Origin of the sequence: Corynebacterium segmentosum, from assembly GCF_900637825.1 — a bacterium.
Taxonomy (GTDB): domain Bacteria; phylum Actinomycetota; class Actinomycetes; order Mycobacteriales; family Mycobacteriaceae; genus Corynebacterium; species Corynebacterium accolens.
This window is the reverse complement of the sequence record NZ_LR134408.1, coordinates 2,024,065-2,047,716: the sequence shown is the minus strand read 5'-3', so window position 1 is coordinate 2,047,716 and position 23,652 is coordinate 2,024,065. Positions and strand designations below refer to the sequence as shown.

Sequence of the window (23,652 nt, the reverse complement as noted above, 5' to 3'; positions counted from 1 at the left end):
CTCCTTAGTTCATCCGGTCCCAGAAGGGAAGCTCGATGGGCTCGGTCTCTAGTGCTTGCTGCTGCTCAGTGGTGAGGAATTCCTTGCGCACGACGATGTGGAAGACGTTTTCGCCGAACCATTCATCCGACATCGTGGCAAAGCCCTTGCCCGGTACCTCATCGGCGTCGTCCTTGCGCGGCGGCTTGGTGCCCCAGGAATTCTCCACGCGCCATGCCCGAGGTACTTCCTTACCGTCTCGTGCAGCGCTTTGCGATGCACCGTCGATGCCGGTCAGCGCCATCGCGTGGGTGGGCGCGGATTCGCCGGAGGTAAAGCGCTCCTCCTTGCTCATGGTGGAGTCGATGCCGTAGAGGCCATCGGTATCGACGAGGCCTTCGTCCCACACGGCGTTCTGGAAGGAGAACTGGCGGTCGACATCGCAGCTAAACCACACAGGCTCGCCGGCCTCGATGCTGGCGCGCGCGGCGGCGCGCAGCTCGTCCACATCCACGTTGAGGTAGCCGGCGGCCTGCCCACCAGCGACGTTGTTCACGCCGGCGCTGGTGTAGAGGCGGTGCTTATCGTTGGTGCTACGGGGGTCATCGGCAAGCACGACGTACTCGTCCAACTTTGGCAGGTACTTATCCGCAAACTCGCGCGGGGTGGAGTGCACGCGGAAGAATTGATCGTCCTTGGTGCGGTAGCTCCACGTGAATTCCTCGGGCGGGGTGCCCAGGTGAATGGCGAGCACGCGTTGGATATCGGTGCGGGCTTGCTTGATAATGCCCCCGCGATCCCCCTCGCCTTCCACCGCACGGTGCGCGGCGCGGCGGATGATGGTGGCGATATCGCGGTTCATCTGGTCGGTGTGGCCGGACGAGTGCACCTCAGGCATGACCTCGGCCGGTACGGCACCGTACTTGTCCACGAGGTTGGTGAAAAATGACCACCAGCCGCCGTCGTCGCCTGTGAGCTCGAGGGAAGTAGCCACGTCGCGGTCATCCCAGTCGGTGCCGTCTTCGGTGAGATCCAGCAGTTGGTTGAGCACGAAGTTGGCGCGCTCTAGTTTGTCGAAGTACTGCAGGTAGGTAAAGGAAAACTCAAAGTCATCGATATTGAGCTCCTTGGCCGCGCGGTGGCGGAACACGTTGAGCGCGGCAAACATCCAGCAGCGCCCGGAGCGCATCTGGTCGGTAACCCCGAGGCTATCGAGTTTTACCTCGGTGGTGGGGTAGAGGGCGGTAATGCGGTCGCGGTCGAGCGCCGCCTTGGCCACCCCTACGCTGGTAATGGCATTGCGCGCGACGCGCAGCTGGGAGTCCGCTGCGGCCTCCTCGCGCAATTGGGACAGGAAGTCATTGGTGAGCAAAGTCATATTCTCCGTTTTAGCAGATTGCGATCTCACCCGGGGCCGCTGGGTACTGGATGGGCCGTTAGAGATCACTACAAACCGCTATAGATGCTCCGCCAGCCGCGCCACGGCTTCGGGGCTTCCCACCTCTTCTGGCAGCCAGGGGATCTCGTGAACCGGGGTATCGGGAAGCTTATCGTGCAAGAGCGCCAGAGCCTCGTCCTCGGCGGCGCGGCGGGAGGCCAAGAACTCGCCTTGGTCCGCCGGAGTGCGGCGGTTGACCAACATGGAGCCTACCCGCACGCCATTGCCGGTGAGATCCGCGTGGAACTCGGAAGACTCCAAGACGGGCAGGCGCTCGGCGGTGAGCACGATATGAAATACGGTGCGTTGAGAGGTCAGCGCAGCGCGCAGGTGCTCGAAGCGCTCGCGGCGCTGGAAGAGCGTGGCTCGGATTTCCTGATTGCGCCGGTCCACCGGATCGTTATCGGCACCGGACTCCGCGGACATCCCGCGCACCAGCGAGCCGAATTTATCGGATTTCTCGCGCCGGGCAAGCAGCCCATCGGTATAGGCCGCCATGATTTCCGGCAGGGCCATCAGCCGGGAGGTGTGACCGGACGGGGCGGTATCGAAGATGAGGTAGTCATACTCGTCCGCGTTAGCGACCAAGGTGGCCATGCGCTCCAAGAGCGCCGCCTCCTGCGTGCCGGGGGATTGCCGGGCCAAATCTAGGTGCTTTGTTACCTCGCCGTGCAAGTGCTCCGGCATGAACCGGCGCATCGAGGCGCCCACGGTCGCGAGGTGTTCCTCGGTGGCGCGGGCCGGATCGAGCTCGATGGCGGAGAGGGAGGGGGTGAGGTGAGAGGGGGCATCGGAAAGCGTGGCATCAAAGATATGCCCCAGGTTGTGCGCCGGATCCGTGGAGACCAACAACACGTTGTGGTCCTGGGAAAGCGACAGGGCTGTGGCGGTGGCGAGGGTGGTCTTGCCCACGCCGCCCTTGCCGCCAAAGAACATGATGGGCGCGGTTTCTAGCAGCATTGAATATTCTCCAGGGGTGATTTATCCATGCCCATGCGTGTGTGCCAGGCGTGGAAATCTTCGTAGACCAGCGGCAATAGCTCCAGCGTGTAGTAGCTGGCGGGGTTGGGGATGCCGAGCGCCTCCGAGGCCACCAGCATCATAAATAGGTCATCTTCTTGCTGCTGGGCCTTGGCAAAGACGGCGCGGTACGGGGCCTGGTAGAACTCATTGAGTCCCGCGCCGAAGGCCTTAAGCTTGTCGAGCATGCTGGGGAAGGGGAGCGTCGGTATCGTCGTCGGTCCACTCCAGCGGTGGTTCCTTGCGCGCGTTGGAGATGGCGCCGATCGACTCCACGATGACCCAGATGGAGGCGATGACGATGACGACGTCCATGCCGAAGAGCAGCCAGTTCTGATCCGCAAACAGGGATTTCAGCTGTAGCAGCGCTGCCCACAGCGACATGATGGTGACGAAGATGAGCGGGATGATAACCGGCAGGGTAGGCCGGCGCAGGTGGGTGAGGATGACCACGACGATGGCCAAGGATAGGCTGGCCATGAGCTGGTTGGTGGTACCAAAGAGCGGCCAGATGGTCATACCGCCGGAGCCGTCCGCACCCGCCGAGAAGGTCAGGCCGAAGGCCAGGCCCACCGCGATGATGGTGGAAACCAGCGCCGTGATGCGGATGCCCATGATCTCGCCAATCTCCTGGACCACGATGCGCTGCAGGCGCACGCCGGAGTCCATGGTGGTGGCGGCGAAGAGCACGGCCATCGTCGCCAGGATGGTGGCAGACAGCGAGGTGGGAATGCCCAGGCCCTCGTTCATCAGCGCGCCGCCGCCCTGCACGAAGGCGTTGACGCCGCCGGCGTTCCACTCGGCGTAGATTTCCTCCCAATTCGCCAGGGTCTTAAAGCCGGCGGTAGTGGCGATGATGGTGCCGAGCGCCAGCAGGCCCTCGCCCACCGCGCCGAAGTAACCCACGAAGCGAACGTCGGTTTCCTTATCAATCTGCTTCGACGAGGTACCCGAGGCCACGATGCCGTGGAAACCAGAGATGGCGCCGCAGGCGATGGTGACAAAAAGCAGCGGGAAAATGCCTGGGGTCCCGTCAGGAACGTTCTCGCGCACGGCAGGGGCGGCGAGCTCCGGACGGGTGATGAGGAAGGAGCCGTACAAAATGATAAGACCGACGAAAAGCTGCAGGCCATTGATGTAATCGCGCGGCTGGAGCAGCACCCACACCGGCAGCAGCGAAGCGATGAAGGCGTAGATAAATAGCAAGATGATCCACACGCCGTTGGCGGGAATGCCCAGGACCGTCTCCGGCAGCACGACCGGGAAGCGGTCACCCAGGACCATCAGCGAATACAGCGCCATCACGCCCACGAGGGAGACCAGCGGCAGGTTCCAGTTCAGGCGGTAGATGGCCTGGCCGATAAGTAGGGCAACGGCAATGGCACCCCACGTGGGGATGACCGCCGAGGGCGTGGAGATGAGCAGGTTTGAAATGACCACGGCGAAGGCGGCATTGACCATGAGCAGCAGCAAGAAGATCACAATGAGGAAGAGGTTGCGCCCGCGCTTGCCGATGTAGCGCCCCGACAACGTACCAATCGACTGACCCTTGTGCCTTTGCGAGGCCCATAGCGCACCGAGGTCGTGCATGCCGGCGATGAAAACGGTGCCGAATGTGACCCACAGGAATGCCGGGAGCCAGCCCCAAATGACGGCTACTGCCGGGCCGATAATCGGTGCCGCACCCGCCACTGAGGTGAAGTGGTGGCCCCACAGCACGTATTTATTGGTGGGAACATAATCCACGCCGTCTTTGAGGCGGTGCGCCGGGGTGGTGTAGTTCTCAGATAACCGGAAGATGCTCTTGCCCAGGAACTTGGAATAGAGCAGGTAGCCGGCCAGCATCATCGCCACGCCGATGATGACAAGGATGAGAGAGTTCATGGCTGTGTCTCCTTGCGTGTCGAAGGTGGGGTGTTGTGTATCACAGGCCTGAACAGTATGTCACGGTTCACGCAAATTCTTGCAGTGCGGGTGAATTAAGGGGGTGGTATCCCACTATGTGGACGCGGTGGAGGGGCTTATGCGTTCCTTTGCGCGCTCGGCGTGGCTTGGCGGACATATCTGGGCCAAATCGCGGGTAGCGGGCGGGATTAAAGGATCCTGCTGGCGCGGCATGTAGTCAGTAGTGCCGAAGTACCGTGGTTAACGGCGAAGGCTCAATCGACTGGACTTATGGAGGAGTCGTTATCTCGCTTCCTCCAGTTGGGAGCCCTTTGGTGGCGGCACTTGTAAATCTTGACGAAATATCTCAAAAATTTCCGAACAGCGGCTTTTTGGTTAGGTAGCGAATGATTCGATTTTCGGTCTGGCTAGTCTACTGGAGCTCGAATTCTACAACGTCAACTTCGTCTGTATCCGCTAATCCGGGGTAGTGAGTATCTAGAGCTTCGTGAAGCTCGGATAGAGAATTGAACCCGTCATTTTTAGCTTGCTTTTCCGACAGCAGCCCGCGCTGGGTAGATACAACGGCTGTGACCTGTGCGGGTAAGCTGACGACTTCCCCGGTTTCCTTCTCAAAGACTATTTGGGCTTTTCCTTCATTGAAGGGATCATCTACTCGGATTGTTTGACGCTTTTCTCCGCTCCGAATGGAATCCTCGTAGCCTTCCCACATGTAGATGCGCTGCTCTTTTTCCAAGTCTTGCAAGTTAAACGCGAATGGAAGAAGTTCTTCCACAGTGGGCGCAACGAGGCCGTTGCTTCCGCGCACAATACACTGGATAGATGGATCGACATCAAAAAGTACCTGGCGGCATTTACCACAGGGTGAAATTACTTGTCCGGTAGGTCCATATATGGCGACTACTGCTTGGATGGGATCCCCTGGATAACTAGCGGCATGGTTTGCTAAAGCAGAGACTTCGCCACAGGGGCCACCAAGGAAATGGTGTGCGTTTAAACCGAGAACGTGTTTTCCTGATTTGGTCAGGAGAGCTGCGGCTACGGTGTGGTCTCCTCCGTCTTGGAAGCGCTGCGCATGGGCGGCTGCTTTGGCCGTTAATTCCCGAAGTTCGTTAATAATCACGCTCTAATAGTAGTAACTACTAGCAGCTTCGATCTGAAGTGTCCCAGATTTTCCCATCTACTCAAACGGAACAAAACCTGGGACACTTCAATGTCGGATATTACCTACCTGCGCACCGGTGAAGGATGGTTGTACTTGTGCGCGGTCCGCGACGGCCATTCCCGCAGGTTACTGGGCTGGGCTATGGATAGCGTGCAAGACACAAGTTTGGCCGAACGGGCCCTGCGGATGGCGCATACATTGCGCGGTGATGTTCCTGACGGGCTGGTGTTTCACGCCGACCGTGGGACACAATTCACCAGTGAGAAGCTCTGGGAGGCGTGCCGCAATCTGGGCGTTGCTCAATCCGTGGGGCGTACCGGGGTGTGTTTCGATAATGCGATGGCTGAGTCGTTCTGGTCGACGCTTAAGACCGAGTTCTACGACCGGAAGCGCTGGCCCACCCACGATGCTGCGCGTCAGGCTGTGGCTTACTGGATTGAAGTGGTCTACAACCGTCGACGCCGGCACTCCGCCCTCGGGATGGTCAGCCCTATCGATTTCGAGAACCATATCACCCAAACCAGAAACGAAGAAGAAATAGCTGCCTAACCACTAGGTAGCTTGACTACGTGCCCACGATTTGCGGGCAACCCCACTCGCATCTGACACTAGACAGTAAACTCTTATTAATATAAAGTAAGGCTATGCTAAAATCGTTTACAAAAGGGCGTGTAGTTCTCGCGCTCGTATCCGCCTTAGCTCTAGGGGCAGGCCTTGTGGCGTGTTCTTCTGATTCTTCTTCTACGGAAGAGAACGGAGATAAGAAGATCGAGCGAGTTGTGGCGCTCGATTGGCGCTACGAGGAAATCCTCAAGGCTCTCGATGTGACCCCAGTGGGAATCGTGGAAATCGGTAAGTCGGATGCGCCGACCACCTTGAAGGGTCAGCTGGAGCAGGCCACCTCAGTCGGCCAAGCCAAGCAACCGAACTTAGAGGTTATCCAGTCCTTGGAGCCAGATCTGATCCTGGCTAGCCCTACCCGTCAGGCCAATATCATGCCACAGCTAGAAGAGATTGCGGATACCGAATCCTACTCAGATGAGACTTACTCGGACGTGCTGGATTCGATGGATGAGATCGCGGCCAAGCTCGGTAAAGAGGAAAAAGCCAAAGAGGTCCGTCAGCGCATCGAGGACAAGATCGCTCAGACGAAGGACACGGTAAAGCCAGGCAGCCGTGCTGTTGTGGCCGGTTGGTCCAGCGAGCTGCTCTATACCTGGGTCAACCCTTCCTTCCCCCAGTCCCTGCTGAGTGAGGTGGGCTATGACTACGCCTTTGAAGGTGAGAAATCATCCATCGAATCTAAGACCGATGTAGCGGAGCTGACTGGAGATAAGCTTCCCGGTATGAAGGCTGACCGGGTCTTTATGTACAAGGACGTCGATGCGTTTAAGAAGACGCCCTATGTCAAAGGAAGCGGTGACATCGTAGAAGTAGATCAAGATATTTGGTCGCGCGCCCGCGGGCCGCTTTCTGCCGAGCACATGCTCGATGACATTATTGCCGCTGAAAAGTAGTGGCACTACGAACTAAAGCCAGCGCCTGTCTGGTCCTTGCCACCGCTGTCGCCGCGTTCGTGTGGTGGTGGCGGCTTCGCCATGTTCGGGTGCCGGTTGATGCCCCGTGGCTGGAAGAAGAGCTACATAGCGTGGCTTTTGACCGCCTCCTTGCTACCACGGTGGTGGGTATCGCTTTAGGTGTGGGTGGGCTATTGCTGCGAACGGCTACCGCGAACCCGCTTGCCGATCCGTCCATTACTGGCGTGAACTCCGGCGCGGCACTCGGTGCAGTCGCGACCGCAATGTTTGTAGGAAGCGAAACCTCGAGCGTCGACCAACTGCCCGGCGCACTGTTGGGCGCAGGGATTGCTGTGGGGGTGACTGTGGGCGTCGGTAAGAGCGGTGCGATCCAGCGCATGGTACTTGTTGGCGTTGCCGTTTCCACGCTGTGTAGCGCTTTGACCTCCATTTTCCTGGTAATCGATGAGGCTCAACTGGCTACGGTGATGTCATGGCTTTCTGGGCGGCTTGCAGGGGTGCGTCTGGGCGAAATTGTCCCCGCGCTGGTTTCCGTGCTGGTCGTGGTGCCCTTGACCTTAGTCAGTGCGAAAAGATTGGACTTACTCGTAGCTGGCGATGCCGTGGCCGGTGCTGTAGGCGCGAAGCCGGAGCGAATTCGGTTGGCTGCCATTGTGGCGGCGGTAGTGCTCATTGCTCCGGCGGTGGCCGCAACCGGGCCGATTGGGTTCTTGGGGTTGATGGCTGCAGCAGTTGCGTGGCGGGTTTGTGGTCCGCATCACCGCGTGGGGTTGTGCGTGGCTGGAATTGTTGGAGCGGCGGTGCTCCTAGTAGCCGATTCGATTGGCCAAGCAATCTGGGCGCCGGCCGAGACCCCAGTGGGCATCGTGACTTCTTTGGCTGGCATGCCACTGGTGCTGTGGTCCGTCCATACGCTGGGGAGGAGCAAGCATGCGGCATAAGAGATTTATTGTAGTGCTAGTAGGACTCACCCTGGCGTTGGTGTGTAGCGCGGTTATCGGCATGGGCGTCGGTGCAGTGATGAAGCCGCCGGCTGAGGTGGTCACCGCTTTCTTTACCGGAGAGCCTCTCATCTGGAAGTACCGCGCCCCGCGGATCTTGGTGGGTATATGCGCAGGCGTCGCCATGGCCGTGTCCGGCTGCCTATTGCAATCTGCGCTGCGCAACCCCTTGGCTGCACCAGATACGGTGGGTATTACCTCCGGCGGTGGACTCGCGGCCGTTGCAGTACTCATGGGAGCAGGCGCCCTGCCGGCCCATCTGTTGACTTTTATTGTCTTTATCGGCGCGTTGGCGGGAACTGCGCTGGTTCTCCTCCTCGCTGGACGTGGGGCGAGTGATCCGGTACGCCTGCCGCTTACCGGGGTAGCGGTATCTTTTGGGCTGGGCGCAATCACCGAACTGTTGCTGGTGCGCGCCGCCCCAGAAGCGGGCGCGGCCATGACATGGCTGAAAGGTTCGCTTTACGCCCGCTCGCTTGGCGATGCCACTATTGTCGCCCCCTTTATCCTTTTCGCCCTAACCGTTGCGATGGTGGTGGCAAAACACCTGGATATGCTGGCGCTGGATGATTCCACCATGGCCGGTATCGGTGTTAGGACTAGGACGTGGCGCCTCGTAGCCATCGCCTTGGCCGTCATCCTCGGCGCCGCAGGGGTCGCCGCGGCCGGGGTCTTGGGGTTCGCCGGGCTTATCGTCCCGCATGCTGCCCGTTTGGTGGTCGGTACGAATCTGCGCCGGCAAATACCCGTGGCGGCGCTCGGCGGCGCGGTCCTTGTCACCGCATGCGATTCGGTAGGCCGGTGGGCCTTTGCGCCCACGGAAATTCCCGTCGGTGCGCTCATCGCGTTGATTGGCGCACCTTACTTCATTTTCTTATTGACTCGGCTCACCCGAGTGCGAAACGGAGGCTAGACATGACACTGACGTGTAGCGCATTAACCGTGGGCTACGGTGGTCCAGATGTGGTCAAGAATGTAAATCTCCACTTAGCCAGCGGTCAAGTAACTGCCCTTATCGGGCCAAATGGCTGCGGTAAGTCGACGCTTCTCAAGACCTTGGGCCGCCAACTTACACCCAGCTCAGGCGCAGCCTACCTCTCAGGAAAAGATATCAGCGAGTATTCCTCGCGCGCTTTTGCCCGGGAAGTTTCTTTCCTGCCACAACACCCCGTGGCCCCGGAAGGTGTAGTAGTGCGCGACGTCATCGGCTACGGCCGCTATCCCTATACGGGGGCGCTAGCAACGATGCGGGCCGGAGATCATGAAGCGGTAGAGCGTGCAGCCAGACGTGCTGGGGTGAGCGAGCTGCTTGATACCCCCGCCGCAGACCTTTCGGGCGGCCAGCGCCAGCGCGTTTTCCTCGCTATGACGTTGGCGCAAGAAACACCAATTACCTTGCTTGATGAGCCAACTACTTACCTCGACCCCGCGCACCAATTGTCCATCTTGGACCTCATCCGAGATCTTAACCGTGCCGAGACTACGGTGGTCATGGTGGTCCACGATATGGTCCATGCCGCGCGTTACGCCGATCGAATCGTAGCTATGCGTGAGGGGCGCATTGTGGCCGAAGGGCCCACCGAGGAAGTTATGACCGCTGAACTCGTACGCGAAACCTTCCATGTTGAGTGCCTAGAGATGACTGATCCATCTACCGGTCGACGCTTCCCCATACCCATTTCCGTTCACGCTCCTGAACTTTTCGGACCCCAGAAGGAAGAAGATAAATCTCTTTAAAAGAACACGTAGTAATGGAAAACGATCTAGGCCATAAGGTCGACTCGAACCGCACACTTATCTTTTGACAACTCCTTAGGGACCATAGTCTGCAAGAATGTTCCAGCCCGATCTCTCGGCACACCAACGGTCACTGGCCTGTAGTTAGAATCCACGGTTTTCGGGTAGGTGCCGTTGCGGTAACTGTCTGTTCCAGCAGCAGCTTTGCCTTCCCTATCGCCGGGCTCATAGCCAAGGTGGGCATCCATCTCAGCATTCAAACCTCTAGTGATCGAGACTTGCAACATGCCCCGAACCAGGTCGTTGGCATCCGTTGTAGACGTGCCTAGGTCATCAATCAGTTTCGCGATTTCAGGGTTAGCAAGAAGCTTCTTTTCAATCGCATCAATCTTGGCCTTATCAGCCGGATCTCGTCGTGCCACACTAGTCATTCTGGCTTATCTCCTTATGCAGGTTGGGAACCTACACACAAACCATTAGACACTCTCAATCCGCATAGGAGACTTTGACATGCGCAAAGCCACCTCCCCAATAGAACCGGATGAATAAAGGAAACAGCCGAGCCGACTCCGTCGGCCCGCCGCAGTACCAACTACCCAGAACACAGCAGTACCGAGTCCCCAGTACACCGGTACCAAAACCTCGCATCTGACAGCGCTATCACCGCACGGTAATCCGTCGTAACCGGAGTCCTTCCGGTACGTGCCGCACCCGAGCGGTGTATCTCCCGGAATGAAGCGTCCCGAGCATTGTGAACTGCTACCGGTTTCACACTCAAGCGCTACCGGATGGTCACGACACTGCTACCAAATAGCCGGTCACAACAGATTCCATCACGGTGAAGTGCATGCCACATTGTCCGCACGCCTAAGACACCGTCATTATCCCGATGAATAGCACTAATGCGTTCAATTAGCACAACCGTCACGAAGGCGACGAGCACTTAAGCCCTCGGGCTTTGGACTGGCGATAACCACGCGAGGTGATAAACCCGCCAGCCCGGTTATTTTTCAACGTCTTGCAGATGAACTCGACAGAGAAACAATTCCGGTATTTATCGATGAACCGGATCATAATCGAGGCTTGGGGCCTGGTCGTGAGGCGAAAAAGCTGACGCGGCCTTCAGCAACTCGTTGGTATCTCGAAGCTGGTGATTTTCGCGGCGTAGCCTGGCATTTTCGGCAGCCACGTCTTCAGGAACAGGTTCTGGGGTTCTTCCTGCACGGCGAGCAGGCTTAAGTCCATTGACGAGCTGTGTGCCATGAAACCCCCAACTTTGGAGCTACTGCCTGGCATGCGGGGCGCATTGACATGTTTTCCGCCACGATGCGGTCCTCTACAAGACGAACCACACGGTCCTTTAAATCCTGATCAAAATTTTTCTTGGCATGTTCCAGATTTTCCCATCTACTCAAACGGAACAAAACCTGGGACACTTCAATATGTCAATTTAGGCATCACACACTTGTTTTCCTTTTAGAATAGGTATAAAAACTTAGCTATAGAGCGGGACAGTACCCGCAGCTACAGAATACCGGCGCTGAGTAAGTATCTCAGGGCCGGATTCTTTTTATAGGTGGGGAAGCGCAGGCTTAAACGAGGGCTAAACGATATTTTGTAGGAATCGTTAATGTTCTCGGTCGATACAGCGTCATGGTGTGTACTTGCTGTCTGTGCGCTCTTTCGTTGCTTTGGCAGACATGGCTGGGCCAAATCGCGGGTAGCGGGCGGGATCGACTACCCTTGGCTAACGTGAGCGAGCAGAAGAATACTGAAGTAAACGATGTCCCTGAGCAGCTGCGCATCCGCCGCGAAAAGCGCGACCGCCTGCTCGAATCCGGCGTGGAGGCCTACCCGGTATCCGTCGAGCGCACCATCGCGCTTAAGGAACTGCGCCATGATTTCCGCGTAGTGGCCGAGGGCGAAGAGCCGGGCAATGAAGAGGGCGTGACCTACCTGGAGCCCGGCGAGGAAACCGAGGTCACCCACGCCATCGCTGGCCGCCTTATCTTCATGCGCAATACCGGTAAGCTGTGCTTTGCCACCTTGCAGGACGGCGATGGCACCCAGATGCAGGCTATGCTTTCGCAGGCCAAGGTGGGCAAGGAGCGCCTCGATGCCTGGAAGTCCGACGTGGACTTGGGCGACTTCATCTCCGTTAGCGGCCACGTGGTTGCTTCCCGCCGCGGCGAGCTGTCCATCATGGCTGAGGAATGGACCATGGCGGCCAAGTCCCTGCGCCCGCTGCCGGTGTCCTTCGCGGATATGGCTGAAGATACCCGCGTGCGCCAGCGCTATAACGACCTCATTATCCGCGAAGAGGCCCGCAAGAACGCCATGGTGCGCGTGAAGGTCATGCGCGCGCTGCGCAATTACCTGGAAAGCCAGGACTTTGTAGAGATCGAAACCCCGATGCTGCAGACCCTGCACGGTGGTGCGGCCGCTCGCCCGTTTATCACCCACTCCAATGCGCTCGATATTGACCTCTACCTGCGCATTGCCCCGGAGCTGTACTTGAAGCGCGCCGTCGTCGGTGGCATCGACCGCGTCTTTGAAATCAACCGCAACTTCCGCAATGAGGGCGTGGACCGCTCCCACTCGCCGGAGTTCGCCATGCTGGAGACCTACGCCGCCTGGGGCGATTACAATGATTGCGCCCGCATGACCCGCGAGTCCATCCAGTCCGTGGCTCGCGAGGTCTTTGGTTCCACCACCGTCACGCTTGCCGACGGCACCGATTTCGACTTCGGCGGCGAGCAATGGCCCGAAATCGAGATGTATCCTTCCCTGAACGAGGCCTTGCAGCGCAAGTTCCCCGGTCAGCCGGAGGTCACCATCGATACCGACGTGGAGACCCTGAAGGGAATTGCCAAGGTCATCGGCCTCGACGTGCCGAAGGGGGAAGGCTGGGGCCACGGCAAGCTGGTGGAGGAAATCTGGGAGGTCCTGTGCGAGGACCAACTGGAAGGCCCCATCTTTGTGAAGAACTTCCCGGTGGAGACCTCCCCGCTAACCCGCCAGCACCGTTCCGAGCCCGGCGTGACCGAAAAGTGGGACCTCTACGTGCGCGGCTTCGAGCTAGCCACCGGCTATTCGGAGCTTGTCGATCCCGTCGTCCAGCGCGAGCGCTTCGAGGATCAGGCCCGCCTTGCCGCCGGCGGCGATGAGGAAGCCATGGTCTTGGACGAGGACTTCCTCGCCGCAATGGAACAGGGCATGCCGCCCACGGCCGGTACCGGTATGGGCATGGACCGCCTGCTCATGGCCCTGACCGGCTTGGGCATCCGCGAGACCGTGCTCTTCCCGCTGGTAAAGCCAGAACAGAAGTAGCCATACCCGGCGCCCACTCGGTGCCCGCCCACGCGGGCACACGTTAGCGCCCCGACACCGGCTGCAGCCTTTTTCTTTGCCTACATCTACGTACTTCTATCGACTTCACAAAAGTGCAACCTCCTCGGTGATATCTGAGTGAAAAATGCTACATTTCAGGGCCGAGTTTGCTCAGTTAGCACCGAGGACCTATTGCATAGGAGGATGCGCATCCGAGGTTGCACAAAAGAGGTTGTGCATCGAAGGCTGCACAATCGAGGCCGAACGAGAGGCGTTGCGCATCGGAGGCCGCGCTGCGAGCAGTGGGCGGCAAGTGGAAAACGAGCCGGCGAGCGGCCTCAGGCACCATCGGTAGGAAGCGGGCCCGCGGAGCGGTCATCGCGCAGGCGTTTGATGATGTTTTCTGCAGAAATCAGGCACATCGGCACGCCGACGCCTGGCACAGTGGTCGCACCAGCGTAGTAAAGGCCGGTCACCTTGCGCGAGGCATTGCGCCCGCGGAAGAATGCGGATTGAAAAAGCGTATGCGCTGGCCCCAAAGCCCCGCCTGACCAGGAGTGATAGCGCTCGGCAAAATCGGCGGGGCCAAGGGTGCGGGTGATGGTAATTCGCTCGTGCAGGTCTGGAATCCCGGCGGTGGCCGATAGCTGGTCGATGGCTGCTTGAGCGATCGCCTTAACGCGTGGGGACGCCTCGGGATGGTAGGCATCGCCGTGGCCAAGGTCTTCTGCAGCCGGCACGGGAATGAGGAAGAAGAGGTTTTCGTGGTCCTCGGGTGCCACATCGGCGTCGGTGGCTGAGGTTTTGGATATATAGATAGACCGCGAGGCCCCGAGCGGGCGCATAGGTTCTGGTCCAGAAAACACGGCCCGGAAATCCGGGTCCCAGTCCTGGCTGAACAAAAAGGTGTGGTGAGCTAGCTGCGGGAGTTTTCCCTGCACACCGGCGAGCACCACCACGGTGCCGAGCCCTGGATTGCGGCGGGCCCAGTAGCGCTGCGGATAGGTGCGCAGCTTCGGCGGTAAGAGGTGGGTTTCGGTATGGTGCAGGTCCGCAGCCGAGACCACAATATCGGCACCGATGTGCCCGTTTGTTGTGCGGACACCGGTGGCGCGGATGCCGGTGGCGCGGGCGGAGGAACCGCCGGCGGTGGTTATGGCGGTGACCTCTTCGCCCAAGCGGAACGTGGTGCCAAAATTTTGGGCTTGGCGGTAGATGGCCTCGACTACGGCAGCGAATCCACCGCGCGGGTAGCGCACGCCTTCCACCAAATCGGTATGGCTGAGCAGTGAATATAGCGCGGGGGTTGCGGCAGGTTCAGAGGAGAGAAAAACCGCTGGGTAGCTCAGAATCTGGCGCAGGCGCGTATCCGAAAATTTCTCATTGACATAGCGCTGCAGGCTGCTGGTTAAAAGCGCCGCGATTCGCGCTAGCCGATGCCGAATATCACTATGCACCAGGTTCAACGGCGCCGAAAAAGTGGTGTACAAAAAGTGATCGAGCGCTACCTGGTAGGCGTCGCTGGCATCTGCCAAATAGGTGCGCACCTGCTTGCCGGCGCCTCGTTCTATCGACTCGAAGAGTTGGGCCACGTTATCGGTTCCGGAGTGAATATCCACGGGGGTAGGTCGCGAGCCGCTGCCAGGAGTGGATGCGGTGGGGCTGCCGGTATAGACGCGGTAATCGGGTGAGAGGCCCACCAAGTCGAGCTCCGCTTCCGTCGAGGTGCCGCAGAGGGAAAAGAAGTGGTCGAAGGCCTCCGGCATGAGGTACCAGGACGGTCCGGTATCCCAGCGGAACCCGGCCTCCGTATAGCTGCCCGCGCGCCCGCCGACCTCGTCTAGGGAATCTACGACGGTGACCTCGTAGCCCTCTTTGCCCAGTAGGGCAGCGGTAGCCAGGCCGGCGATGCCGGCCCCGATGACAACGGCGCGCATCATATTCTCCTTAGTCTGCGGTATTTGGCGGGGGTCCTTCATCTACGCGTGAGCCCATCTCCGCGCGGTGCACTACCTCACCGCGCGCACCGCACGCACGGCGCGGGCGGCCAGCCACGCCTTGGTGCGATTCGGCACGGATATGCGGGTGGTGTTTAACTCCGCGGCGGGGGTAGCAGCGAGCCGGTTGGTGAGCTCGGCAAAGATATCGGCGGCCGCGCGCACGCCAACGCGGGCGGATAGCGGCAAGAGGTTAATGGCTTCTTCGGCGGCGGCGAGCTCGCGGCGGATGTCGGCGATGAGCGCGGATTTGGCGGCCTCGGAAAGCGCGCCACCAGCAGCCTGCGGGAAATAGGCCCGGCCGAGGACCGAGGAGTCCTCGCCCAGGTCCCGCAGGAAGTTAATCTTTTGAAACGCGGAACCCAAGTGGCGCGCACCGCGGTCCATCGCGGCGCGGTCGGCGGCGGAGACGGTCTCTTCCGCCAGGAAGACCTGCACGCACAATAGGCCGATGACCTCGGCGGAGCCGTAGATATACTTGGCGAGCTCGGAAGCGGAATACTCCCGCTGGTTAAGGTCTGCGCGCATGGAATCGAAAAAGGCCACGAGGTGCTCGCGCTGGAATCCGCAGCGCCTGGCGGTAATGGCATAAGAGTGCACGACGGGATCGGTGTGCAGCCTTTTCTCCGGCGCGGCCAAGATAGCGGACTCGTAGGCATCGAGCGCGGCGGCGGCATCGATGCTGGCTTGGTCAGCGGTGCCATCGACAAGCTCGTCCGCGATGCGCACCACGGCATAAAGGTGGCGGATGTCTTCGCGCACCCGCCCGCGCAAAAGGCGCGTGGCCAGGGAAAAACTGGTGGAATACTGCCCCATAACCTGCGCGGCCGCGCGCGAGGCCGCCTGGTCATAGCGAGTCAACATACTTGCAAAAGTAGCACGCGCCTGAATCACCCTAGCGGTTGGTGGCCCGCGGCTGGCCCTCGGCAAAGCCGGCGGCCGATTGCACGCCCACGGTGGCGCGCTCGTGGAAGCTAGCCAGCGAATCGGCCCCGGCGTAGGTGCAGGACGAGCGCACGCCGGAGATTATGCGGTCCACCAAATACTCCACGCCGCCGTGCTCCGGATCGAGATAGATGCGGGAGGTGGAAATGCCTTCCTCGAACATTTCCCGGCGGGCGCGCTCGAAGGCCTCGGTGGCGGAATTGCGGCCGCGCACCGCCCGGCGCGAGGCCATGCCGAACGATTCCTTGTAGAACGAGCCATCGGCGTCCTTGTTGAGGTCGCCCGGCGATTCGAAGGTGCCGGCGAACCAGGAACCAATCATCACATTGGACGCGCCCGCAGCCAGCGCTAGGGCCACATCGCGGGGATCTCGCACGCCACCATCGGCCCACACATGCGCACCGACCTCGCGGGCTGCGGCGGCGCACTCCAGCACGGCGGAAAATTGCGGGCGGCCCACGCCGGTTTGCATGCGGGTGGTGCACATCGCGCCGGGGCCCACGCCGACCTTGATAATATCCGCGCCCGCCGCGGCCAACTCGCGCACGCCGGCGGCCGTGACGATGTTGCCAGCGGCAATCGGCAGGCCCAAATCCAGGGCCTTAACCTTGCGCAGCGCCTCCAGCATGCTGTCTTGATGGCCGTGGGCGGTATCGATGACGAGGACGTCAGCGCCGGCATCGGCAAGCGCCCGCGCCCTGCCCTCAACGTCGCCATTAATGCCCACCGCGGCACCGATGTGCAGGCGCCCCTGCTTGTCGATGCCCGGCTTATACATCGTCGCCCGCAGCGCACCCTTGCGCGTCAAAATGCCCGCCAGCGTGCCATCCGGATTGACCACTGGGGCGAGCTTGCGCGAGGTTGTGCGCAGGCGGGTAAAGGCCTCCTGTGGGTCGATGCCTACCGGCAGGGTCACCAAATCCGTGGTCATGAGCTCGCCCACGGCGGTGAAATTATCCTGCCCGCGCAGATCCTTTGGCGTAATGATGCCCACGGGCAGCGCACCGTCGACCACGATGGCCGCGCCGTGGGCGCGCTTGTGCAAAAGGTTGCTGGCATAGCCAACCGTGTGGTGCGGCTTGATGGTAATCGGGGTGTCATAGACCAGGTCGGCGGCCTTCACCGAGGCGATCGTTTCCGCCGCGGCCTGCAGGCTGAGGTCTTGGGGCAGGATGGCCATGCCGCCGCGCCGGGCGATGGTCTCTGCCATGCGGCGGCCAGCCACCGCGGTCATATTCGCCACGATGAGCGGGATGGTATTGCCCGTGCCATCGGCTGCGGTGAGGTCGACCGCCTGCCGCGAGCCAACATCCGAGTGATTCGGCACCATAAATACATCCGAGTAGGTCAGCTCGTAGGGTGGGCGGGAATCATTGAGGAAATGCACTGTGGGATTGCCTAACGTGAATCGAGGGTGCAGGAAAAGACATCTAAATCATACGCCCCAAGTTTTGCAGGTTAAGCCAACTCAGTATCCTGATTTGGTGTCTCAGAATCCCGCCCCGAAAATCTCCGCAGAGGTCATAGCCAACCTCACCATCTTGGTGCTCTCCGCGATGGTGATGATTTTGAACGAAACCGCGCTTTCGGTGGCGCTGCCCACCATCATGGCGGATTTCTCCATCCCGGCGACTTCCGCGCAGTGGCTGCTGACCGGCTTCTTGCTCACCATGGGTGTGGTCATTCCCACCACCGGGTTCCTGATGGATAAATTCACCACCCGGCAGATTTTTGGCGCCTCTACCGGCGTTTTCCTCACGGGCACGGTGTTGGCGGCCCTCGCCCCGGCCTTTGGGCTGCTCCTTGCCGGCCGCGTGCTGCAGGCCGCCGGTACCGCGCTGATGATTCCCACCCTTATGACCGTGGCCATGACGCTCGTTCCACCGCAGCGCCGCGGCACCGTCATGGGCATTATCACCGTGGTCATCTCCGTGGCACCGGCCCTGGGCCCTACCGTCGGCGGGTTTATTTTGAGTATGGCGACCTGGCACGTCATCTTCTGGACCATGGTCCCGCTCATCGCCGCCATCAGCATCGCCGGCTACTTCCGCCTAGTCAACGTGGGTGAACGCAGGGATACCCCGCTCGATATTCCGTCGGTGTTCTTATCCGCCCTGGCCTTCGGCGGGCTCATTTATGGCTTATCGTCCATCGAAAAGATGGTGGAGGGCGGCTCGCTTGCCGATGCCCTCCTGCTCCTCCTCGGCATCCTCGCCCTCATCACCTTTACCGTGCGCCAACTCCGGCTGGCCAAGGTAAATCGCGCGCTTTTGGATCTGCGCCCGTTCAAGGTCCGCAATTTCACCCTCGCGGTCATCGCCATGCTGCTCATGTTCGCCCTGCTACTGGGCACGGTGAATATCCTGCCCATTTATCTGCAGACCTCGCTGGCGGTATCCTCGCTGGTCACCGGCCTCGTAGTCATGCCCGGCGGCCTCCTGCAGGGCGGGATTTCCCCGATTGTGGGGCGGATTTATGATGCCTTTGGCCCGCGGCCCCTCCTGATTCCCGGCGCCATCATGTTTTCTACCGGCATCTGGTTGATGACCCTGCTGACAGAAAACAGCGAGGTGTGGATGGTCATCGGCATACATATCCTGTTCGCCGTGGGTATTGCGCTCATGATGACCCCGCTGATGACGGTCTCGCTGTCCTCGCTTCCCGATGACCTCTATTCGCACGGCTCCGCCATTCTAAATACGCTGCAGCAGCTCGCCGGCGCGGCGGGTACCGCCTTCCTCGTGGCCTTTTTGACCAGCGGCACCAAATCCGGCCAAGCCGAGGGCATGAGCGAGGCCGCCGCCACCGCCCAAGGCGCGCACTGGGCCTTCCTTTTCGCCGGCGTGCTCTCGCTTTTCGTGCTCGTGCTAGCGCCCCTGCTCAAGCGCGTGCCCGCCGCCGACTAGCGCCGTGACGTTGCACGGCGCCCGACGCGCCGAAGGATTGGCCTCCGCGCGGGCGTTCCCGGCTAGCCTGCTGCCGGTTTCCTTGCGGCACCTACTGCGCACACAGCGGCAGCTTTAGCCGCGCGGATTCGGCATCGTCGCCCCACACCATGAAGATGGACTGGGTGCCTTCCACAGCCATAACGTAGGTCTGCGGATCTGTTGAGGCCTCGTAGCTTTGGATGGTGCACTTATCATTAGATAGCTCTACCGGATCGGCATCCGGGAGGACCGCATCGCGTTCTTCCACGCTGGGGTAGTAGGCGGCAGTGTAGCTGAAGCCATCCCCCGAGCAGGTGATCTTCGCTTCTTGCCCGTCCTCTGGGGTGCGGGAGGAACACTCCGCGCCGAGCGCGCCGTCTTGGCCGCTGCGCGAGCCAATCAGGCTCGGATAAGCATCCGCTAGGTTCTTTTCCTTGGCATCCCAGCTGGGGTAGGACAGGAAGAACCACAACGCTCCCGCGGCGGCCACCGCGATGACGGCCAGAACGGAAATGAGCGCGATGAGCCCGCCCTTGCCCTTCTTCTTTGGCGGGGCCGCATTCATCGGTGGCATCGGCTGCTGTTGGTATTGCTGCTGGTATTGCTGTTGATACTGCGGTCCCGCCTGGTTCTGCGGCGGGAACTGCTGCTGCGGTTGCGGCGGGAAGTGTTGCTGCGGCTGGGGCTCGGGTTCCTCGGCCTGTACCGATGGGAATTGAGAGGTATCGAGATCGCGCTCGGGGCGCAGCGCCGCCACGACCTCTTTAGCGCTCGAATAATCCTCCTCCGGCGTGAAGGAAGGGCACGTGGCGGCGACGAGTTTTTGGAAGGCGCGGACGGCATCGGCGCCGGTCACGCTCTTCGCAGCTTTCTCGGCGGTTTCCTCCGCCGATTTCTCCCCATCGTTCTCGGCGGATTCCTCCGCCGTGCTTGCACCACCTGGACCCGCGGCGGCGAGGACGGCGACCTTATTATCCTCATCCACAAACACGCGATCGGCCTTGAGCCCGTGGACGGCGAAATCCGCGCGGTTGCGGCTAATCAGGAAATCCACAGCGCCTGCCACGGGGGTGAGGATTTCTTGGGCGTGGGGTTTGGCGGGGGCATCGGCAAGCGCGGGTAAAGCGGTACCCGAGCAGGCCTTGCGGACTAAGAATTCCTGGCCATCCGCCGTCGTGCCGGAGCCCACCAGGGCGGCGAGCGCGGGGTGGTGCAGGCCGTGCAGGGCGGTAGAGGCCTTGACGATGCCCTTTGCCTTCGCCGCGAAGATCTCCACCGTAAATTCCTCGTGCGTGGAGCCATCCTCCACGGCAAAAAGGGTGGAATTAGGGCCCTCATCCAGCACTGCCTTTTCGTGCAGGTTGTGCTGGGAGGCAAAGAATTCGGGAAGGTGCGGCACGGCTGTTTTATTCCTTTGTATCTACGAGGCGACAGGGAGAATGAAGAAGATTCTAGGGCAAAAAGGCCCTGTTCGCTACCGGCGTACACCCATGTGAGCTGCGAGTATGGGCGGTTTGGGGCGTTTATAGGCCAATGGGGGCCAAAAAGAGGAAATCCTTTGGGGCGTGCGGCGTTACAGTGGGTACCACATTAGAAGCGAAAGTTTAGGGGAGTCATGTTCGAGAGGTTTACAGACCGTGCTCGTCGCGTCATCGTTTTGGCGCAAGAAGAAGCACGCATGCTTAACCACAACTACATCGGAACCGAGCACATCCTGCTCGGCCTTATCCACGAGGGAGAAGGTGTAGCCGCCAAGGCTCTAGAGTCCATGGGTATTTCCTTGGAGGACGTGCGCCGTGAGGTAGAAGAGATCATCGGCCAGGGCAGCCAGCCGCACACCGGCCACATTCCTTTTACCCCGCGCGCCAAGAAGGTCCTCGAGCTGTCCTTGCGCGAGGGCCTGCAGATGGGGCACAAGTATATCGGCACGGAGTTCCTCCTGCTCGGACTTATCCGTGAGGGTGACGGCGTTGCCGCACAGGTGCTGACGAAGCTCGGCGCGGACCTGCCGCGCGTGCGTCAGCAGGTTATCCAGCTGCTGTCCGGCTACGAGGGCGGCCAGCAAGAAGGCGGCGGCGACTCGAACCAGGCCCCAGGCCCCATCGGCGCGGGCGCAGGTTCCGGTGCCGGCGCTGGTGGGCGCGGTGGCTCCGGCGGCTCGGGCGAGCGCTCCAACTCGCTCGTGCTGGACCAGTTCGGCCGCAACCTCACCCAGGCAGCCAAGGACGGCAAGCTAGACCCCGTCGTTGGCCGCGAGTCTGAGGTTGAGCGCATCATGCAGGTGCTCTCGCGCCGCACGAAGAACAACCCGGTGCTCATCGGTGAGCCCGGCGTTGGTAAGACCGCTGTGGTTGAGGGCTTGGCGCTGGACATTGTCAACGGCAAGGTCCCAGAAACCCTTAAGGACAAGCAGCTTTACTCGCTTGACCTGGGTTCTTTGGTCGCCGGTTCCCGCTACCGCGGTGACTTTGAGGAACGCCTGAAGAAGGTTCTTAAAGAAATTAACCAGCGCGGGGACATCATCTTGTTCATCGACGAGATCCACACCCTCGTCGGTGCCGGTGCTGCCGAAGGTGCCATCGACGCCGCTTCGCTGCTCAAGCCCAAGCTGGCCCGCGGCGAGCTGCAGACCATCGGTGCTACCACCCTGGATGAGTACCGCAAGCACATCGAAAAGGATGCCGCGCTGGAGCGTCGTTTCCAGCCGGTGCAGGTCGATGAACCTTCGCTGGATGATACCTTCCTCATCCTGAAGGGGCTGCGCGATAAGTACGAGGCGCACCACCGCGTGTCCTACACCGATGAGGCGCTGCACGCCGCCGCGCAGCTGGCGGACCGCTACATCAATGACCGCTTCTTGCCGGATAAGGCCGTTGACCTCCTCGATGAGGCCGGTGCCCGCATGCGCATCAAGCGCATGACCGCCCCGAAGGGCCTGCGCGAGGTCGATGACCGCATCGCCGAGGTCCGCAGGGAAAAGGAAGCGGCTATCGATGCCCAGGACTTCGAAAAGGCCGCCAGTCTGCGCGATGACGAGCGCAAGCTGGGCGAAGAGCGCTCCGAGAAGGAGAAGCAGTGGCGCTCCGGCGACCTGGAGGAAATCGCCGAGGTGGGCGAGGACCAAATCGCTGAGGTTCTGGCGCACTGGACCGGCATCCCCGTGCTGAAGCTGACGGAGAAGGAATCTTCCCGCCTGCTCAACATGGAAGAGGAGCTGCACAAGCGCATCATTGGCCAGGACGAGGCGGTCAAGTCCGTCTCCCGCGCCATCCGCCGCACCCGTGCAGGCCTCAAGGATCCGCGCCGTCCTTCCGGTTCCTTCATCTTCGCCGGCCCGTCCGGTGTGGGTAAGACCGAGCTGTCGAAGTCGCTGGCTAACTTCCTCTTCGGTTCGGATGATGACCTCATCCAGATCGATATGGGTGAGTTCCACGACCGCTTCACCGCTTCCCGCCTCTTCGGTGCTCCTCCGGGATACGTTGGCTACGAAGAGGGCGGCCAGCTCACCGAGAAGGTTCGCCGCAAGCCATTCTCCGTGGTGCTTTTTGATGAGATCGAAAAGGCCCACAAGGAGATCTACAACACCTTGCTGCAGGTGCTGGAAGACGGCCGGCTTACCGATGGCCAGGGGCGCGTCGTCGACTTCAAGAACACCGTCCTCATCTTCACCTCGAACCTGGGGACCCAGGACATCTCGAAGCCGGTGGGCTTGGGCTTTACCGGCGCCAGCGAGAATGATTCGGACGCCCAGTACGAGCGGATGAAGGCAAAGGTCAACGACGAGCTGAAGAAGCACTTCCGCCCCGAGTTCCTGAACCGTATCGATGACGTCGTGGTCTTCCACCAGCTCACCCGCGAGCAGATCGTGCAGATGGTTAACCTGCTCATTGACCGCGTGGGTACCCAGCTGGAAGAGCGCGATATGGGCATCGAGCTCACCGATAAGGCCCAAAACCTCCTGGCCCAGCGCGGCTTCGACCCGGTACTCGGTGCTCGTCCGTTGCGCCGCACCATTCAGCGCGATATCGAGGACCAGCTCTCGGAGAAGATCCTCTTCGGCGAGATTGGCGCCGGCGAGATCATCTCGGTCGACGTCGAAGGCTGGGACGGCGAGTCCAAGGACGACTCCGGCGCTACGTTCACCTTCACCCCGCGCCCGAAGCCGTTGCCGGATGACATCGATGAGCCCTCGCTTGCCGATGCCTCCGTGCGCGACAACGACCCCTCCGAAGACGCCGCCGACGGTTCCGATTCGGGTTCCGATTCCGACGGTGACAACGGCGACGGCAACGGCAACGGCGGCCCCGAGGGCGACGATCCGAAGGATGGTGGCCCGAAGGACGGCGGTTCCGGTTCCGGCAATGATGGCATTGACACCAACGGCGAGCCAGATGTCATTTCCCCGGACGTGCCTTCGGAAAAGCCGGGCCTCGGCAACTCCGACGATGATGGCAAGAACCCGCCACCAGCAGGTGCTGGCCAGCCGATGTAACTAATCGGCCAAGCCCCGACCCGGCTCGGGCTCGGCTCGTCCCGCCGCGCCCCAGCCCGGCCCGCGCGTGCCGGCTACGCGCCTACCGGCCGCGCGCGGCGCCACATAACCACCCACGGTTCCACCGCGAACCCTGGGTGGTTTTCGTATGCGCCCACCCATGGTCAATTTGCTCACC

The 23,652-nt window shown here is 60.7% G+C and carries 18 protein-coding genes and 2 pseudogenes; 8 read left to right on the top strand and 12 right to left on the bottom strand.

Annotation, left to right across the window (positions count from 1 at the left end; genetic code table 11):
• Nucleotides 1-4 precede the first annotated feature (4 nt).
• The 5 genes from EL217_RS09750 to EL217_RS09730 all read right to left on the bottom strand — a co-directional run bounded on the left by EL217_RS09750 (nt 5) and on the right by EL217_RS09730 (nt 5,465).
• A complete protein-coding gene (locus EL217_RS09750; RefSeq protein ID WP_126319808.1) occupies nt 5-1,357 on the bottom strand; it encodes an aminopeptidase C in 1,353 nt (450 codons plus the stop codon).
• A 78-nt stretch (nt 1,358-1,435) separates the two neighbouring features.
• Nucleotides 1,436-2,377: an ArsA family ATPase gene (locus EL217_RS09745; protein ID WP_126319806.1), complete on the bottom strand. Its 942-nt coding sequence runs from the start codon at nt 2,375-2,377 to the stop codon at nt 1,436-1,438.
• Nucleotides 2,368-2,625, bottom strand: coding sequence for a cory-CC-star protein (locus EL217_RS09740; protein ID WP_023029243.1), 258 nt, complete (start codon nt 2,623-2,625; stop codon nt 2,368-2,370). Before EL217_RS09740 ends, EL217_RS09745 begins: the two co-directional genes overlap by 10 nt.
• Nucleotides 2,609-4,321 (bottom strand): carbon starvation protein A, encoded by a 1,713-nt coding sequence (locus EL217_RS09735; RefSeq protein ID WP_126319804.1) that lies wholly within the window; start codon nt 4,319-4,321, stop codon nt 2,609-2,611. The genes EL217_RS09740 and EL217_RS09735 overlap by 17 nt, the downstream gene beginning before the upstream one ends.
• Before the next feature lie 433 nt (nt 4,322-4,754).
• Nucleotides 4,755-5,465, bottom strand: a complete 711-nt coding sequence (locus EL217_RS09730; protein WP_034667249.1) for an ASCH domain-containing protein — start codon at nt 5,463-5,465, stop codon at nt 4,755-4,757.
• Between the two features lie 90 nt (nt 5,466-5,555).
• On the opposite strand from EL217_RS09730, the pseudogene EL217_RS09725 reads away from it, so the two are divergent.
• The 5 genes and pseudogenes from EL217_RS09725 to EL217_RS09705 all read left to right on the top strand — a co-directional run.
• Nucleotides 5,556-6,056: pseudogene (locus tag EL217_RS09725) on the top strand (IS3 family transposase); the annotation flags it as partial.
• 95 nt (nt 6,057-6,151) lie between these two features.
• A complete protein-coding gene (locus EL217_RS09720) occupies nt 6,152-7,024 on the top strand; it encodes an ABC transporter substrate-binding protein (RefSeq protein ID WP_126319802.1) in 873 nt (290 codons plus the stop codon).
• A gap of 29 nt (nt 7,025-7,053) precedes the next feature.
• The gene (locus EL217_RS09715; protein ID WP_420026263.1) at nt 7,054-7,986 is read left to right on the top strand and encodes a FecCD family ABC transporter permease; all 933 of its coding nucleotides are present in this window, start codon (nt 7,054-7,056) and stop codon (nt 7,984-7,986) included.
• Nucleotides 7,976-8,959, top strand: coding sequence for a FecCD family ABC transporter permease (locus EL217_RS09710; protein WP_005284805.1), 984 nt, complete (start codon nt 7,976-7,978; stop codon nt 8,957-8,959). Before EL217_RS09715 ends, EL217_RS09710 begins: the two co-directional genes overlap by 11 nt.
• Nucleotides 8,960-8,961: 2 nt before the next feature.
• Nucleotides 8,962-9,783: an ABC transporter ATP-binding protein gene (locus tag EL217_RS09705; protein ID WP_126319798.1), complete on the top strand. Its 822-nt coding sequence runs from the start codon at nt 8,962-8,964 to the stop codon at nt 9,781-9,783.
• Nucleotides 9,784-9,857: 74 nt separating this feature from the next.
• Here EL217_RS09705 and EL217_RS09700 read toward each other — a convergent pair.
• The 3 genes and pseudogenes from EL217_RS09700 to EL217_RS11370 all read right to left on the bottom strand — a co-directional run.
• Nucleotides 9,858-10,205: pseudogene (locus EL217_RS09700) on the bottom strand (transposase); the annotation flags it as partial.
• Nucleotides 10,206-10,564: 359 nt separating this feature from the next.
• The gene (locus EL217_RS11485) at nt 10,565-10,702 is read right to left on the bottom strand and encodes an IS3 family transposase (RefSeq protein WP_349819793.1); all 138 of its coding nucleotides are present in this window, start codon (nt 10,700-10,702) and stop codon (nt 10,565-10,567) included.
• Nucleotides 10,703-11,018: 316 nt separating this feature from the next.
• Nucleotides 11,019-11,219, bottom strand: coding sequence for a hypothetical protein (locus EL217_RS11370; RefSeq protein WP_232018276.1), 201 nt, complete (start codon nt 11,217-11,219; stop codon nt 11,019-11,021).
• Between the two features lie 316 nt (nt 11,220-11,535).
• Here EL217_RS11370 and lysS point away from each other — a divergent pair, with 316 nt between their 5' ends.
• Entirely contained in the window at nt 11,536-13,113 is a 1,578-nt protein-coding gene (gene lysS, locus EL217_RS09690) for a lysine--tRNA ligase (RefSeq protein WP_034657788.1), read from the top strand.
• 338 nt (nt 13,114-13,451) lie between these two features.
• Here lysS and crtI read toward each other — a convergent pair whose 3' ends face one another.
• The 3 genes from crtI to EL217_RS09675 form a co-directional block, all read right to left on the bottom strand.
• Nucleotides 13,452-15,053 carry a phytoene desaturase family protein gene (gene crtI / locus EL217_RS09685; protein ID WP_034657787.1) on the bottom strand — a complete coding sequence of 534 codons (1,602 nt, stop codon included), beginning with the start codon at nt 15,051-15,053 and terminating at the stop codon, nt 13,452-13,454.
• Between the two features lie 69 nt (nt 15,054-15,122).
• On the bottom strand, nt 15,123-15,974 hold the full coding sequence (locus EL217_RS09680) for a phytoene/squalene synthase family protein (RefSeq protein WP_023029567.1): 852 nt from the start codon (nt 15,972-15,974) through the stop codon (nt 15,123-15,125).
• Between the two features lie 31 nt (nt 15,975-16,005).
• On the bottom strand, nt 16,006-17,442 hold the full coding sequence (locus EL217_RS09675; protein WP_126319795.1) for a GuaB1 family IMP dehydrogenase-related protein: 1,437 nt from the start codon (nt 17,440-17,442) through the stop codon (nt 16,006-16,008).
• Between the two features lie 64 nt (nt 17,443-17,506).
• Between EL217_RS09675 and EL217_RS09670 the strand changes: the two genes are divergently transcribed.
• Entirely contained in the window at nt 17,507-18,961 is a 1,455-nt protein-coding gene (locus tag EL217_RS09670) for an MDR family MFS transporter (protein ID WP_126319793.1), read from the top strand.
• 91 nt (nt 18,962-19,052) lie between these two features.
• Here the strand turns inward: EL217_RS09670 and EL217_RS09665 are convergent, their stop codons facing one another.
• On the bottom strand, nt 19,053-20,381 hold the full coding sequence (locus EL217_RS09665) for a serine/threonine protein kinase (protein WP_126319791.1): 1,329 nt from the start codon (nt 20,379-20,381) through the stop codon (nt 19,053-19,055).
• 216 nt (nt 20,382-20,597) lie between these two features.
• On the opposite strand from EL217_RS09665, the gene EL217_RS09660 reads away from it, so the two are divergent.
• Entirely contained in the window at nt 20,598-23,474 is a 2,877-nt protein-coding gene (locus EL217_RS09660) for an ATP-dependent Clp protease ATP-binding subunit (protein ID WP_005284777.1), read from the top strand.
• Nucleotides 23,475-23,652 lie beyond the last annotated feature (178 nt).